General features: G+C 69.5%; 15 protein-coding genes. 2 read left to right on the plus strand and 13 right to left on the minus strand.

Going from position 1 to position 13,632, the window contains the following annotated elements:
• Positions 1 to 11: 11 nt before the first annotated feature.
• The 11 genes from M9980_RS04670 to M9980_RS04720 form a co-directional block, all read right to left on the minus strand.
• On the minus strand, positions 12 to 521 hold the full coding sequence (locus M9980_RS04670; RefSeq protein WP_250753912.1) for a GNAT family N-acetyltransferase: 510 nt from the start codon (positions 519 to 521) through the stop codon (positions 12 to 14).
• 10 nt (positions 522 to 531) lie between these two features.
• Positions 532 to 1,206 carry an orotidine-5'-phosphate decarboxylase gene (gene pyrF / locus M9980_RS04675; RefSeq protein ID WP_250753915.1) on the minus strand — a complete coding sequence of 225 codons (675 nt, stop codon included), beginning with the start codon at positions 1,204 to 1,206 and terminating at the stop codon, positions 532 to 534.
• Positions 1,203 to 1,568 carry a LapA family protein gene (locus M9980_RS04680; protein ID WP_250753917.1) on the minus strand — a complete coding sequence of 122 codons (366 nt, stop codon included), beginning with the start codon at positions 1,566 to 1,568 and terminating at the stop codon, positions 1,203 to 1,205. Before M9980_RS04680 ends, pyrF begins: the two co-directional genes overlap by 4 nt.
• Positions 1,569 to 1,609: 41 nt before the next feature.
• On the minus strand, positions 1,610 to 3,904 hold the full coding sequence (locus M9980_RS04685) for a patatin-like protein (protein WP_250753922.1): 2,295 nt from the start codon (positions 3,902 to 3,904) through the stop codon (positions 1,610 to 1,612).
• 20 nt (positions 3,905 to 3,924) lie between these two features.
• The gene (locus tag M9980_RS04690) at positions 3,925 to 4,638 is read right to left on the minus strand and encodes an endonuclease/exonuclease/phosphatase family protein (protein WP_250753925.1); all 714 of its coding nucleotides are present in this window, start codon (positions 4,636 to 4,638) and stop codon (positions 3,925 to 3,927) included.
• Positions 4,639 to 4,648: 10 nt separating this feature from the next.
• Positions 4,649 to 4,837, minus strand: a complete 189-nt coding sequence (locus M9980_RS04695) for a hypothetical protein (RefSeq protein ID WP_250753928.1) — start codon at positions 4,835 to 4,837, stop codon at positions 4,649 to 4,651.
• A 52-nt stretch (positions 4,838 to 4,889) separates the two neighbouring features.
• Complete coding sequence (locus tag M9980_RS04700) at positions 4,890 to 6,227, minus strand: sensor histidine kinase (RefSeq protein WP_250753931.1); 1,338 nt, start codon at positions 6,225 to 6,227, stop codon at positions 4,890 to 4,892.
• A gap of 10 nt (positions 6,228 to 6,237) precedes the next feature.
• Positions 6,238 to 6,966, minus strand: a complete 729-nt coding sequence (locus M9980_RS04705) for a response regulator (RefSeq protein WP_250753934.1) — start codon at positions 6,964 to 6,966, stop codon at positions 6,238 to 6,240.
• Positions 6,967 to 7,041: 75 nt separating this feature from the next.
• The gene (locus M9980_RS04710) at positions 7,042 to 7,743 is read right to left on the minus strand and encodes an EF-hand domain-containing protein (RefSeq protein ID WP_250753937.1); all 702 of its coding nucleotides are present in this window, start codon (positions 7,741 to 7,743) and stop codon (positions 7,042 to 7,044) included.
• A gap of 118 nt (positions 7,744 to 7,861) precedes the next feature.
• Positions 7,862 to 8,635 (minus strand): thioesterase family protein, encoded by a 774-nt coding sequence (locus tag M9980_RS04715; protein WP_250753940.1) that lies wholly within the window; start codon positions 8,633 to 8,635, stop codon positions 7,862 to 7,864.
• Complete coding sequence (locus tag M9980_RS04720) at positions 8,632 to 10,152, minus strand: class I adenylate-forming enzyme family protein (protein ID WP_250753943.1); 1,521 nt, start codon at positions 10,150 to 10,152, stop codon at positions 8,632 to 8,634. The genes M9980_RS04715 and M9980_RS04720 overlap by 4 nt, the downstream gene beginning before the upstream one ends.
• A gap of 86 nt (positions 10,153 to 10,238) precedes the next feature.
• Between M9980_RS04720 and M9980_RS04725 the strand changes: the two genes are divergently transcribed.
• Positions 10,239 to 10,853, plus strand: a complete 615-nt coding sequence (locus M9980_RS04725; RefSeq protein WP_250753946.1) for a glutathione S-transferase family protein — start codon at positions 10,239 to 10,241, stop codon at positions 10,851 to 10,853.
• Positions 10,850 to 11,635 (plus strand): SDR family NAD(P)-dependent oxidoreductase, encoded by a 786-nt coding sequence (locus M9980_RS04730; protein ID WP_250753949.1) that lies wholly within the window; start codon positions 10,850 to 10,852, stop codon positions 11,633 to 11,635. The genes M9980_RS04725 and M9980_RS04730 overlap by 4 nt, the downstream gene beginning before the upstream one ends.
• Here M9980_RS04730 and M9980_RS04735 read toward each other — a convergent pair.
• Both M9980_RS04735 and M9980_RS04740 read right to left on the minus strand, forming a co-directional pair.
• Positions 11,632 to 12,324, minus strand: coding sequence for a glutathione S-transferase N-terminal domain-containing protein (locus M9980_RS04735; RefSeq protein ID WP_250753952.1), 693 nt, complete (start codon positions 12,322 to 12,324; stop codon positions 11,632 to 11,634). The genes M9980_RS04730 and M9980_RS04735 overlap by 4 nt on opposite strands.
• Positions 12,321 to 13,550, minus strand: a complete 1,230-nt coding sequence (locus M9980_RS04740) for an MFS transporter (RefSeq protein ID WP_250753955.1) — start codon at positions 13,548 to 13,550, stop codon at positions 12,321 to 12,323. The genes M9980_RS04735 and M9980_RS04740 overlap by 4 nt, the downstream gene beginning before the upstream one ends.
• Positions 13,551 to 13,632: the final 82 nt, after the last annotated feature.

The raw sequence follows: 13,632 nt of genomic DNA on the forward strand, positions 1-13,632 counted from the left end.
CGCCATAGGCGTCAGGGGAGGGGCTTTACCAGTACCGTCAGATGCAGCGGCGGCTCGACCGCGACCGGGAAAGCGCGACGCTCACCGGTCAGCGCGTAGCCGCGGCGCTCGTAATAGGCGATCAGCGCGGTGCGGACGTCGATGACGGTCATTTCGATGGCGTTCGCGCCGAAGGTGTCGCGCGCGCAGGCTTCGGCGGCGGCGATCAGGCGGCTGCCGATGCCGTCCGCCTGCCGCTGCGGATCGACCGACAGCAGGCCGCGATAGGCGAGGCCATCGCCGCGGCTCTCGACATGGACGCTGCCGACCGGGTCGGTGCCATCGAACGCGACCAGCAAGCGCGCGTGCGGATCGGTGACGATTGCTTCGAGCGTGGCGAGATCGGTACGCGCGCCGGGAACGAGATCGGCCTCATGCGTCCAGCCTGCACGCGCCGCTTCGCCGCGATACGCCCGCTCGATCACGGGGTGCAGTCGCGCGAGGTCGTCGCGGACCGCTGGGCGGATCGTCAGGTCTGACATCGCGCGGAAGTTACAGCGTCGCCTCGATCGCGCGCGCGGCCATGTCGGGATCTTCGGCCAGCGTGATCGGGCGACCGACGACCAGGATCGAGGCACCGGCGTCGAGCGCCGCGCGGGGGGTGACGACACGTTTCTGGTCGCCAGCGGAGCCGTTGGCGGGACGCACGCCGGGCACGACGAAGAAGCCGTCGCGCCAGACCTTGCGCGCGGCGGCGACTTCCTCTCCCGAACACACGATGCCGTCGATGCCCGATTCGCGTGCCAGCTCGGCCAGCCGCACCACCTGATCGTGCGGATCGGATCCGACTCCGATCGAGGCGAGGTCGCTGGCGTCGAGGCTGGTGAGCATCGTCACCGCGACCACCTTCGTACCCTCGGGCGCGGCCGCCTTGGCATCCTCCATCATCGCGCGGCCACCCGCGGCGTGGACGGTCAGGATCGCAGGCTCCAGCCCGCGCAGCGCCTGCACCGCCTTGGCGACGGTGTTCGGGATGTCGTGGAACTTCAGGTCGAGGAAGATCGGCAGGCCGACGTCGGCCATCTCGCGCACCCCGGCGCGACCGTTGGCCATGAAGAATTCGAGGCCGAGCTTGATCCCGCCGACATGGTTGCGGACGCGGGCGGCGATCGACTTGGCGCGGGCAAGGTCGGGGGTGTCCAGCGCGACGTAGAGCGGGCTGCTCACGGACGGGGATCGTCGATCTGCGGCGGCGCGGGGGCGGGCGCAAGCGGCGGCACCGGCTCGGCATCGCCGGGGGTGATGAGGCCGGGCGCGATCGGGGCGGGCGCGACGGCGACGGTGCGCAAGTCCTGCACCGCGCGCTCGCTCGACGACAGGCGCTGCTTCAGCCGCCAGCGCACCGCATAATGCCAAAGCCACGTCGGGACCAGGCCGGCGAGGAAGCAGACCAGCATCAGCAGCGGCAGGTTGATATCGACGATCATCCCGCCCCACAGCCGCACGGGGACGACGTCCCAGTTGTTGAAGGCAAAGGCCACGCCGAGCGCGACGGTGAAGACGATCAGCAACGTTTTCAGAAACTGCATGAGGTGCAGCTTATGCGCGTCGCGCGCGGATTGCCAATCCTCTAGCCGCGCCGTCCGCCGATCTCTGCCCTGAGCGTCCGGAACAGCGTGGCGATCGTGGTCAGCCGCGGCTCCTCCGCATCGAGGATGGCGAGGAAGGCAGCGCGCTTGATCTGCGCGATTCGCCCAGGCTTCAGGCGGGTGCCGGCGGGAATCGTCGATGCCACGATGTCGATCAGCCGGTCGGTGCCGTGCAGTCGCCCCCACAGATAGTCGTTCTCACGGTAGGCGCGGCTGAAGAACGCGCCGAAATTGTGGAACTGCGTGCCCTTCAGCGTCGCCGCAGCGCCGCCTTCGCGGATCGCGGTCGCATCGTCGGGGGAGATGCGGTCGACCTTCACCGGATCGAATTCGTCGAGACCCTCGCCTTGCAGCAGGGGCAAAGTGGCGATGTCGAAATAGGGGAAGCCGAGATAGGCGAGCAGCAGCGGGCGGCGCTGGTCCTTGGGGAGGGCGGAGAGACCGTCCGACAGGCGGCGATCGGTCTCGGCATCGATGCGCGGCAGGTCCATCGCCGCGGCGAGCGCGTCGAGCAGCGGGCCGGCATCGTCCTTCGTGCGCCGCACCTCGGCACGCAGCGCGAGGTGGCGGTCGCTCCGCTGGAGGTCGAGGTAGGCGGCGAGCGATTCGTACACCGCCGAGCGCACCGGTGCGAGCGCGGCGTCGTCGGCGCCCTCGTCCATCTCGGTCAGGCGCCGCGCCAGGATGCGCAGGCGGCGGATGCGGAAGCCGAGGTCGTGTTCGCGCAGGAATATGACCATCGGCGATGTATGGGCGACGTCGGCGGCATGCCCGGCGACGATGCCGCGGGCAGTGAGCGTCGCGCGCACCGCGTCGCGCAACCGACGCGCGCGGTCGCCGCGCAGGTCGCCGCCCGCCATCTGCAACAGGCGCACAGTGACGTCGGTGACGTCGGCCAGCTTCAGCCGGGCATAGGCCGAATAGGCGAAGCCCGCCTCCTTGGCCGCGGCGACCTGCGCGCGGCGCCGCCACGCCGAAATGCGCGCCGGCGTCGGATAATCGAGGAACAGCGTATAGCCGAACTGGCGCATCACCTGCGCCTCCACTTCGCCGCGCAGGCCGGCCAGGATCGACTGCAACCGCTCGATCCGTTCGGTCCGCGCCTCGATCGCCTCCAGATTGTCGCGGATCGGCTGCTGGCGCGGCAACTCGCTCAGCGCGCCGATGATGGTCTGGAAGAATCCGGGCGCTTCGGCAGCGGCGACGCCCAGGTTGAACTGATAGCCCGGAACCGGATCGACATAGACGAAGCGGCGGTCGATCTGGCGCCTGGCGGGGCGGTCGCGCAGCGCGTCGATGGCGGGGCGGAAGGGCGCGTTGGCGAGAACCGAGCCGTCGATCAGCACCGCATCCTCGGCACCGCCGATCGCGGCGTGCCGCGGGAGCATGCGTTCGAGGAAGGCGTCGCGGGTCGGCCAGCGCAGCTTGCGCTCCTTCGCCACCGCGTCGATCTCGGCGACCTTCAGCGGGGGGAAGGCGCCGGGAAAGCTCGACGTCGCCCGGGCGGCGAGCGCCAGTTCGATCGGCTCGCCGATGCCGCCGGCGCCGTGGCCGCGATCGGAGAAGGGGAAGACCAGGCGATGCTCGGTCTCGACCACTTCCGCCGGGGAATTCAGCCGCAATCGCTCCGGATGGCCGCGGAAATCGGTGACGGTAACGAACAGGTCGAGCGGCTGGCCGTCGGGCAGCAGGCGCTTGCCCTTGGGCCCGTTCGCCATCGCATCGAACGCGTCGAGGATCATGTGGGTCAGGCGCTTGCCGCCGAACGGCGGCTCGAACCAGCGGGCGCGGATGAACTGGCGCAGCTTGCGCCCAACTTCCTCGCGCGTTTCCGGCTCGACGGTGCCGGCGATCTGGTTGCGGTCGGACACCATCCACGCGAGCGGCGTCGCCCAGAGCTTCGAGAAGCGGTCGGGGGCGGCCTCTGCATCCAGCAGCGCCTCGATATCGGCGTTGTCGAGCCACATCGCGGTCAGCGGGTCGAGCGACTGGCCGCTGGCCATTGCCTGCGCCAGGAAGATGCCGTTGATGCCGCCCGCGCTCGCGCCCGCGACGATATCGATCAGGACGCGGACGTTGGTGTCGGTCGTCTCGGCGATCTCGGCGAGCAGCGCACGGTACACCCCGACGCTGCCCGTGTCGGGATCGGCATCGTCGTGATGCGCGCGGCTGGCACGCGCGAGGCGCCAGATCTCCGACGTGATGCCGTGCATGTACACCGCCAGGCTGATCCCGCCGTAGCACACCAGCGCCAGCCGCAATTCCTTCTCGCGCATGGCCGCGACCGTCTCCCCCCTCAGGCGATTTCGAGTGTCGCCCAGATCGGCAGATGGTCGGATGCGGTGCGCGCGGCAAGGCTGGAATGGACGCCGCAGTCGGTGATCCTGAGATCGCGCGAGGCAAGAATGCGGTCGAGCCGTGCGACCGGGCGGCGGGCATGGAAGCTCGGGCCGGTATCGGCGCTGATGTAATCGCGCTGGAAATCGCGCAGGCACCCGGCCTGGCGCGACCATTCGTTGAGGTCGCCCATCAGCACCGATGGGTGCGGCGTCGGGCAGGCGGCGACGTGCGACAGGATCGCGTGCGCCTGCCGCCGTCGCCAGAGGCCCGACAGGTCGAGGTGCATGCCGACCGCGCGCAGCGTGACGCCGCGCACGCTGACGTCCGCCATCACCGCGCCGCGGGGTTCGAGCGTCGGCAGGTGGATCATGTCGCGGTCGCCGACGCTGGCGTCCTTGCGCACCAGCAGGGCGTTGCCGTGCCAGCCCATGCTCTGCGCGCGCACGCCGAAGGGCACCGCCTTCCACGGCGAATGTTCGTCGAGCAGGTGGAGCGGGATGACCCCGGCTCGCTGGCCGAAGCGGCGGTCGCATTCCTGTAGCGCGATGACGTCGGCATCGATTTCCCGCAGCACCTCCAGCGTGCGTTCGGGGTTGCGGCGGCGATCGGTGCCGATCGCCTTGCGCATGTTGTAGCTTGCGACCTTGATCGGTCGTGACGTCCTGGTCATCGAGCGGGGATCAGCCGTCGTTGCTGCGCTGGCGGCGGGCTTCCTGCGCCGCTGCATGCAGGTTGCGGGCGGTCGCCTCCGCCGCGTCGGGGGTCAGCGAGACGGCCACGCCGTTGGGGCCGTCCAGCATCACCACGCCCTGTTCCGCAAAGGCTTCGCCGGCCCGGCCTTCCGGCGCGTGTTCCTCGAACGTCATCATCGTGCTCCAGCCTCACCGGATCGGATAACGGCCACACTGGCGCTTTGTTGCCTCACCGCCGCGGCAATTCGATCGTCGCGGCAAGGCCGCTGCCGTCGCGGTTGGCGATGCGGATCGTGCCACCGGCTTCCTCGACGATGGCGCGGGCGAGCGCGAGGCCCAGGCCGATGCCGCCGGTATCGCGGTTGCGGGAGGTTTCGACACGGATGAAGGCGTCGAAGACCGAGGCGATGCGATCCTGCGGGATACCCGGCCCGCGATCGAGCACCTCGATCCGCGCGGCGTTCGGCAGGGGGGTGACGACGACTTCGGCGGCGCCGGCATATTTGATCGCGTTCTCGATCAGGTTGCGGACCGCCCGCCGGATCAGCGCGGGCCGCAGCCGCATCGGCAGGCGCGCGGGTTCGTCGGCGGCGATATCATGGCCGAGATCGCGGAAATCGTCGATCACCGCATCGACCAAGGCGGCCAGATCGACCTCGATCGGCGGCTCGCTCGACCGGCCGAGGCGCGCGAGTGACAATATGTCTTCCAGTGTGTGCGTCATCTCGTCGATGATGTCGGCCATGCGGGTGCGGTCGGTATCGTCCTCGACCGATTCGATCCGAACGCGCAGCGCGGCGAGCGGGGTGCGCAGATCGTGGCCGATCGCGCCCAGCATCCGGTCCTTCTCGTCCAGCATCGCGGTCACGCGGGTGCCGAGCGTGTTGTAGGCGGAAATGACCGCGCGCACGTCGTCCGGGCCGCTTTCGGGCACGGGCTGCGCCGCTTCGCCGGGGCGGAAGGCGCGGGCGGCGGTGGCGAGTTCGCGCAACGGGCGCGAGATGCGGCGCCCGATCCACAGCACCGCGAGCAGGACGATGCCGTAGAGGATCAGCGTCTGCGCGACGAGCCGCCAGAAGATGCGCTGCTCCCAGCCCGGCCACGGCGCGACCACCCTCAGCCAGCCGCGGCCCGGCTGTTCGACGGCGATGACGACGGTCGCGATGCGCCGCTCCCCGCGGCGCCCGTTGGCGCGGCGGGGCGGCTCCTCGTCGGACACGGGGCGCAGACCGGTGTCGATGCGTCCGGCGGGGATGTTCAGCTCCGCGAGCTGCGCGCGCAGGGCTTCCGCTACCTCGGGCTTGCGCGTCAGATAGGGCGCGACCGGGTTCAGCGTGACGCGGCGGACATAGCCGCGGTCGGCCTGGATGGCACGGCCACCGCCCGCCTCGCGCTCCAGCGCATCGGCAATCCGGGTCGCGACGGGACGGGTCGCCTGGGCCAGGCGGAAGTTGGCGCGGTCGCGCAGCGCGAGGCCGAAGTTGATCGCCTGCGCCACGAACAGCGCGATCGCGACCAGCAGCGCGATCTGCCCGGCAAGGCTCGTCGGGCCGCGCCACATCTTCATGGCCGCAGCCTCACAGGCGCGTGACTTCCGATGCCAGCGTGTAGCCGCCGCCCCACACCGTCTTGATGAGCTCGGGCGCCTTGGCATCCGCCTCGACCTTCTTCCGCAGGCGGCTGACCTGGTTGTCGATCGCGCGGTCGAACGCAGCGGCTTCGCGGCCCTGCGTCAGGTCGAGCAGCTGGTCGCGGGTCAGCACCTGGCGCGGGCGGGTGACGAGCGCCAGCAGGAGATTATATTCGCCGGTCGACAGCGGCACCGACACGCCTTCGCGGTCCACCAGCGTGCGCTCGCCGGTCTTCAGTACCCAGCCCGAGAAGGCGAAGCTGCCGCTGTCGGGGGCATGCTGGCGCGTGCCGCCGGCGGCCATGCGGCGCAGCACGACCTTGATCCGGGCGGCGAGTTCGCGCGGGGAAAACGGCTTCACGACGTAATCGTCGGCGCCCATTTCCAGCCCGACGATGCGGTCGGTTTCCTCACTCTTGGCGGTCAGCAGGATCACCGGCGTCTCGCTGGTCGCGCGGATATGGCGGCACAGCGACAGCCCGTCCTCGCCCGGCATCATGATGTCGAGCACAACGAGGTCGATGGCATAGGCCGTCATCCGCGCCCGCGCGCCCTCCGCATCGCCCGCCTGGGTGACGCGGAATCCCTGCTTGGTGAGATACTGCGCGAGCGGCTCGCGGATCGAACGCTCGTCGTCGACGAGCAGCACATGCGGATGGTCTGCGGACATATCCATCGCGTTATCACACTTGAGCAAAGCCGCCAGCGCCGGAACGGGGAGGAGGGTTCGCCCGGCGCTGGCGATCCGGCCTCAGGCGCCGGTAGGCGCTGCGGGCGGAGGGGTGGGGGCCATGCGGGGCGGCTTTCCGCCGCGGCCCTGGCGCATGGCGTTGCCGATCGCGGCGCGCTCCGCCGCATCGATCACGCCATCGCCGTTCGAATCGATCCGGGCAAAGCGGGTTTCGGACTGCTTGTCGAACTCGGCACGGGTCAGCGTACCGTTACCGTCGGCATCGATGCGCGCCATGCCACGGCCACCGCCGCGCATCGCCGCCATTTCGGTCTTGTCGACGGTGCCGTCGCCGTTCGCATCCATTCGCGCGAAGCGGGTGCCGGCCTGCGCGGCGTATTCGGCGCGCGTGATGCGGCCATCGGCGTTGGTGTCGAGGCGCTCGAGCATCTTTCCGACACCGGGGCGACCTGCGGGAGCAGGCGCGTCCTGGCCGGCAACCGGCTCGAACGGGCCGCCCATGCCGCCACGCTTGCCGTGACGCCCGCCGCGGTCGGCGTGTGCCGCGCGGCGCTCTTCACGGCTGATCGCGCCGTTCTTGTCGGTGTCCATCGCGGCGAACTTGGCCTGCGCCTGCGCTATGAATTCCGCTCGGCTGATCTGGCCGTCGGCGTTGGTGTCGCCCTTCAGCGGCTTGGAGGCAGGCGGGGTCTGTGCAGCATAGGCAAAGCCGCCGACGGCGGTGGTGCCCATCAGGGCGGCGGCGATCAGAAAACGCTTCATCGGCGGACACTCCGGAAGAGGATCGGCGGGCAACTGCACCCGCCACGTCTGCGGTTATGCTGCGCCCCTGTCGTGGCGGTGTGTCACGTCACCGCGAAAGTGTCGCGATTTGTCGCAATCAGGCGAACACCGCGACTCCCTGCATCGCATCGACCACCGGTACGCCGTCGGCATTGCTGATGGTCATCCGCTGGCTGGAATAGCCGCCGACGGCGCGGTCGGTCGTCGCGTGGAGCAGCCACCATCCGTCGCGCGTCTCGGGACGCGGCGTCAGCACGTTGACGATCCAGGTGAGCGAGCTGACCGGTGCGGGCTTGCCGCCGTTCAGCTTCAGCGCGGCGGGGGGCAGGGCATCGGCGACCGCGATCAGCGCGGTTTCGGGGTCGAGGCCTTCGCGCTCCCTCAGGCGCCCCCAGCGCAGCCACTCGGTCGCGTGCAGCCCCTCCTTCACGTCGAGGAAATTGAAATTGCCGGTGAAGAACTCCGCCGGGCCGGTGTAGAGCTTCGCGTCGGCGGCGGGCGGGGGCATGTCGTTCGGCACCGTGGTGTCATGCGCGAACTGCGAGGGCACGTCCGACATGAAGACGAAGGTCGCGCGATAGCCGAGGCCCGCGTCGGACACGATCGTCGCCTCGACGAAGGCTGCGTTGCGCCCGCGGCGGAGGCGTTGCGCGGTGACGGTCACTTCGCCCGACAGCGGCCCGACGAACGCGATCAGGGCGGAGCGGAGCGGCGGCAGGTCGGTGTCGCTGGCCTTGGCCGCGTGCAGCGCGAGCGCGCTCGACAGCCCGCCGTAAGCGGTGCGCCCCTGCAACCAGTCGGCGGGGATGACGACGCGAAACCCGCCCTCGACCGGAGTCGCGGCGGCCAGGATATCGGCGATCGCGGTCATGCCGCCACCCCCTGCGCGGCGACCCAGCGGTCGCGAAGCTCGCGCTTCAGCACCTTGCCGATGGCGTTGCGGGGCATCTCGTCGACCGCCTCCAGCGCGCTCAGCCGCTGGTTCTTGCCGACGCGGGCGTTGACGTATGCGCGGATCGCTTCTGCGTCCTCGCCACCCGGAGCCGGAACATAGAAGCCGACCGGCGTCTCGCCCCACGCCGCGCTCGGCACGCCGACGACGGTGCCGTCCGCGACCGACGGATGGGCGTTCAGCACCCCCTCGATATCGGTCGGATAGATGTTGAATCCGCCTGAAATGATGACGTCCTTCTTGCGGTCGAGCAGTTGCAGGAAGCCATCGGCGTCGAAGCGCCCGACGTCACCGTGGCGGATGTAGCGGTTGCCCTCCGCATCAAACCACTCCGCCGCGCTCGTGGCGTCGCTGCGCCCATGGTATCCGGTCATCATCGCCGGCGACCTGCCCACGACCTCGCCCATTTCGCCCGGCGCAACTTCGTGGCCGTCGTCGTCGATCAGGCGAATGTCGTGGCCATCGATCGGCCTGCCGACGGTGTGGAGCTTGTCGGGAAAGGCGTTGGCGATCAGCAGGCAGGTGCCGCCGCCTTCGGTCATGCCGTAATATTCGACCAGCAGCCCCGGCCAGCGCGCGACGACCTCGGCTTTCAACGCTGCGGAGAAGGGCGCGGAAGTGCAGGTCTTCAGCCGGAACGCCGACAGGTCGAACATGTCGAAGTCCGGAACCGCCATGATCCGCGCATATTGCACTGGCACCAGCATCGCATGGGTCGCGTGGTGCGCTGCCGCTGCCTCGAGAAAGGCGCGCGCATCGAACTTGCCGAGCAGCACCACCGTCCCGCCCCACGCGAGCGTCGGCAGGAAGCTGACGAGCGTGGTGTTCGAATAGAGGGGCGTCGAGATCATCGTGACCGCGGTGTCGAACCCGGCGGTTTCGTTGCGGGCGATGTGGGCCCAGCGCATCGCGTGGCTCTGCACGATGCCCTTGGGCGTGCCGGTGGTGCCGCTGGAATAGATGATGTTGAAGGGGTCGCCGGGCGCGATCGTGACGGGAGCCGGGCAGGCACCCTCCGGCGCCAGCCACGCGGCTAGATCGGCAAGCGGCACCGCGTCTGCGATCCCGGCATCGGCGAACACAACGGGCGCGCCGCAATCGGCGATCATCGCCGCGATCTGCTCGGGCGTGGACGAGGGTGCGATCGGGGTGGGTACGCATGCGGCGCGCAAGGCGCCGAGGAACACGACGGCGTAGGCGATCGATACCGGCCCCACGATCGCAATTGCCGCACCTTGCGCCACGCCGTCCGCCTGTAGTCGCGCCGCGAACCGATCCATCCGCGCGTCGAGCGTCGCATAGTCGAGCGTGTCGTCACCGTGGATCAGCGCGGTCTTGTCTCTCCGCTCCCGCGCATGCGCCGCGATCAGATCGGGCAGGGTCGCGAAATCGGAGTGCAGCATAGCATCAGCAGTGGGCAGCGGGGCAGTCGGCATCGGCGTCTCCATCGATCGGACAGCTAGGCGGCGAGCCAGCGAAATGCCATACGCGAAGTTCGAAAAGCGAGGAGAGGGTTGCGCCCATGCTGTTCTACGACACGCCGCTGCCGGCGCCGAACCCGCGGCGGGTGCGGATCGTCGCGGCGGAGAAGGGCATCGTCCTGCCGACCGTGACGGTTCAGATCGCCAAGAGCGAGCACAAGGCGCCCGAATTCCTGGCGGTCAATCCGCTCGGCCAGACACCCGCGCTGGTGCTGGACGACGGCGAAGTGCTGACCGAGAGCATCGCGATCTGCCGCTACCTCGACGCGCTCCACCCCGAACCGCCGCTGTTCGGGCGCACGCCGATCGAGATCGCGCGGGTCGACATGTGGATGCGGCGCGTCGAGTTCCGGCTCGGCAATCCGCTGGCGATGCTGTGGATCCACGCGCACCCCTTCACCGCGAAGATCGTGCCGCAGCAGTTTCGCGAATTCGGCGACAGCAACCGCCCCGCCATCGCGCGGGCGCTCGCGCTGTTCGATACGCGGCTGGCCGACACGCAGTGGCTGGCGGGGGATAGCTTCTCGATTGCCGACGTCGTGCTGCTCTGCACGATCGATTTCATGACCTTCGTCGGCATCAAGCTGACCGACGAGACCCCGCATCTGAAGGACTGGCATATGCGCGCATCCTCGCGACCGAGTGCGACCGCATGAGCATGGAGGGGATGGTCGCGATCGTCACCGGCGGCGGCACCGGTATCGGCGCGGCGGTGGTACGCCGGCTCGCCGCGCGCGGCGTGAAGTGCGTGGTGAACTACGCCAGCAGCCGCGACGCGGCCGAGGCGCTGGCGGCGGAGGTCGGGGGGATCGCTGTCCAGGCCGACATCGCCGACGACGCCGCCTGCCGCGCGCTGGCGCAGGCGGCGACCGATGCGTTCGGGCGCATCGACCTGCTGGTCAACAACGCCGGCCGGACGAAGTTCGCCAATCATGAGGATCTCGACGCGCTGCAGGCGGAGGATTTCGTCGACATCTACCGGCTGAATACCGTCGCCGCTTTCCAGATGATCCGCGCCTGTGCTCTGGCGATGCGAGAGGGGCCGGCGAGCGCGGTCGTCAACGTCGCCTCGGTCGCGGGGCTGCACGGGCATGGATCGTCGGTCGCCTACGCCGCGTCGAAGGGGGCGCTCATCACCATGACGCAGAGTCTGGCGCGGGTGCTGGCGCCGAAGATTCGCGTTAATGCGGTGGCGCCGGGCTATGTCGGGACCGGCTGGTTCGAGGATCGGCTGGGGCCGGAGGGCTTCGCCGCGCTCAACGCCCGCATCGCCGGCGCGACCCCGATGGCGATGGCGGCGAACGCCGACGATATCGCCGGGCCAATCGTGATGCTGCTCGACCCCGACGCGCGCGTCGTGACCGGCGAGACGTGGCGGCTCGATGCGGGCGCGCACCTCGACGTCGGGCTCGCCCGCCGGCCCGGACGGGAGGGCTAGGGGCGGGCGCCCTGGCCGAAGAGGATTTTCTTTTCGGCGTCGCTCATCGGCGCACCCTCGTTGCGTAGCGCCTTGCCGACGGCATAGGCGCGTTCGGTCGCGGGCCGTGCCTTGATCGCTGCGTGCCAGCGCGCGAGGTTCGGAAAGTCGCCGAAGTCCTGCCCCTGGATGTGCGGCATGATCCACGGATAGCAGGCCATGTCGGCGATCGTGTAGTCGTCGCCGGTGATAAACGCGCGCTCGGCAAGCTGCCGGTCGAGCACGCCGTACAGGCGCGTGGTTTCCGTCACATAGCGGTCGATCGCATAGGGCACCGGCTCCGGCGCGTACCGGGTGAAGTGATGGTTCTGCCCCAGCATCGGACCCAATCCGCCCATCTGCCACATCAGCCACTGGAGGACGTCGGTGCGCTGGCGCAGGTCTGAGCCGCCGAAGCGCCCGGTCTTTTCGGCGAGGTACAGCAGGATCGCGCCGCTTTCGAACACGCTAACGGGGGCTCCCCCGCCTGCGGGATCATGGTCGATGATCGCCGGCATGCGGTTGTTCGGGCTGAACGCCAGGAATTCGGGTGCGAACTGGTCGCCGGCGCCGATGTTGATCGGCCTGATCGCATAGTCGAGCCCGGCTTCCTCCAGAAACAGCGTGATCTTGTGGCCGTTCGGGGTGGGCCAGTAATAGAGGTCGATCATGCCGTGTCCTTCGTTTGCGCGTCGGGGGCTGGCAGATGGGGCGTCGCGAACGCGATGATAAGGGTGGCGCTACCCATCAGCGCCGCTGCGACCAGAAACGCCGCCCCGTCGAACCCGCGCGTGCTGCCCGCCGCCAGCGATTGGGCCGCCACCAGCGGGCCGATGATCTGCGCGACGCTGTTCATGCTCGCGATCCCGCCCTGCAACCCGCCCTGCCGCGTCGCGTCGACCATGCGGGACAGCAGGCCGTTGAGCGCCGGCCACGCGAACGCTCCGAACGCGCCGACCAGGAAGAAGGCATAGACCTGCCACCCTTGCGTCGTGAAAGCATAGGCAGCCAGGCACGCGGTAGCTGCGGCCAGTCCCACGATCGCGGCGCGTCGCTCGCCCAATACCCGTACCGCGCGATCGGTCATGCCCAACTGAACGATGACCGACAGCAGCCCGACCCACGCGAGACTCCACCCGATCGCGGTCGCGTCCCAGCCGAAGCGGATCGCCGCCCAGAAGCTCCACACCGCGGGATAGACCACGCCGCCGACCTGCCACAGGAACCATGCCACCAGTAGCGGGGTGGCGTTGCCGGCGTCGAACAGCGGGCGGAACGCGCCGACGACATGGGCGTCGCGCAGCCGGAACGCGCGGCGGTTGGCCTCCGCCAGCGTCTCGGGCAGCGCGAAATACATGACGGTCGCATTGATCGCGGCGAGCGCGCCGGCGACCAGGAACGGCGTGCGCGGGCCGAGCGTCGATACCAGCCCGCCTATCGCCGGCCCCAGGATGAAGCCGACGCCGAATGCCGCGCCCATCAGCCCGAACGTCGCGGCGCGGCGCTCGGGCCTCGTGACGTCGGCGATGACCGCGCCCGCCGGGCCGAACGTCGCGCCCGCCACGCCGGCGATCGCGCGCCCGACGAACAGCCAGGCGAGCGTCGGTGCTGCGGCCATCAATGCATAGTCGATCGCGAACGCCACCATCGACGCGATCAGCACAGGGCGTCGGCCATAACGGTCGCCGAGCATGCCGAGCACCGGCCCGGCAAAGAATTGCGCCAGCGCGAACACCGCCAGCATCCATCCCGAAATCCGTGTCGCCTGCGTCAGGCCGACATGGCCGAGCTCCGTCACCAGCGTCGGCAGTACCGGCATGACGATGCCGAAGCCGATCACGTCGATCACGACCGCGACCAAGACGATGGGGACGGCACGATGATCGAAGCGGGGCATCGCCGCTCAATATCGGAGCGTCGTAAAACCGGCAAACGCGCTTGACGCCACCGGGTCCATACCGCATCTTCGAAAGTGAAGA

Source organism: Sphingomonas donggukensis (assembly GCF_023674425.1).
Taxonomy (GTDB): domain Bacteria; phylum Pseudomonadota; class Alphaproteobacteria; order Sphingomonadales; family Sphingomonadaceae; genus Sphingomonas; species Sphingomonas donggukensis.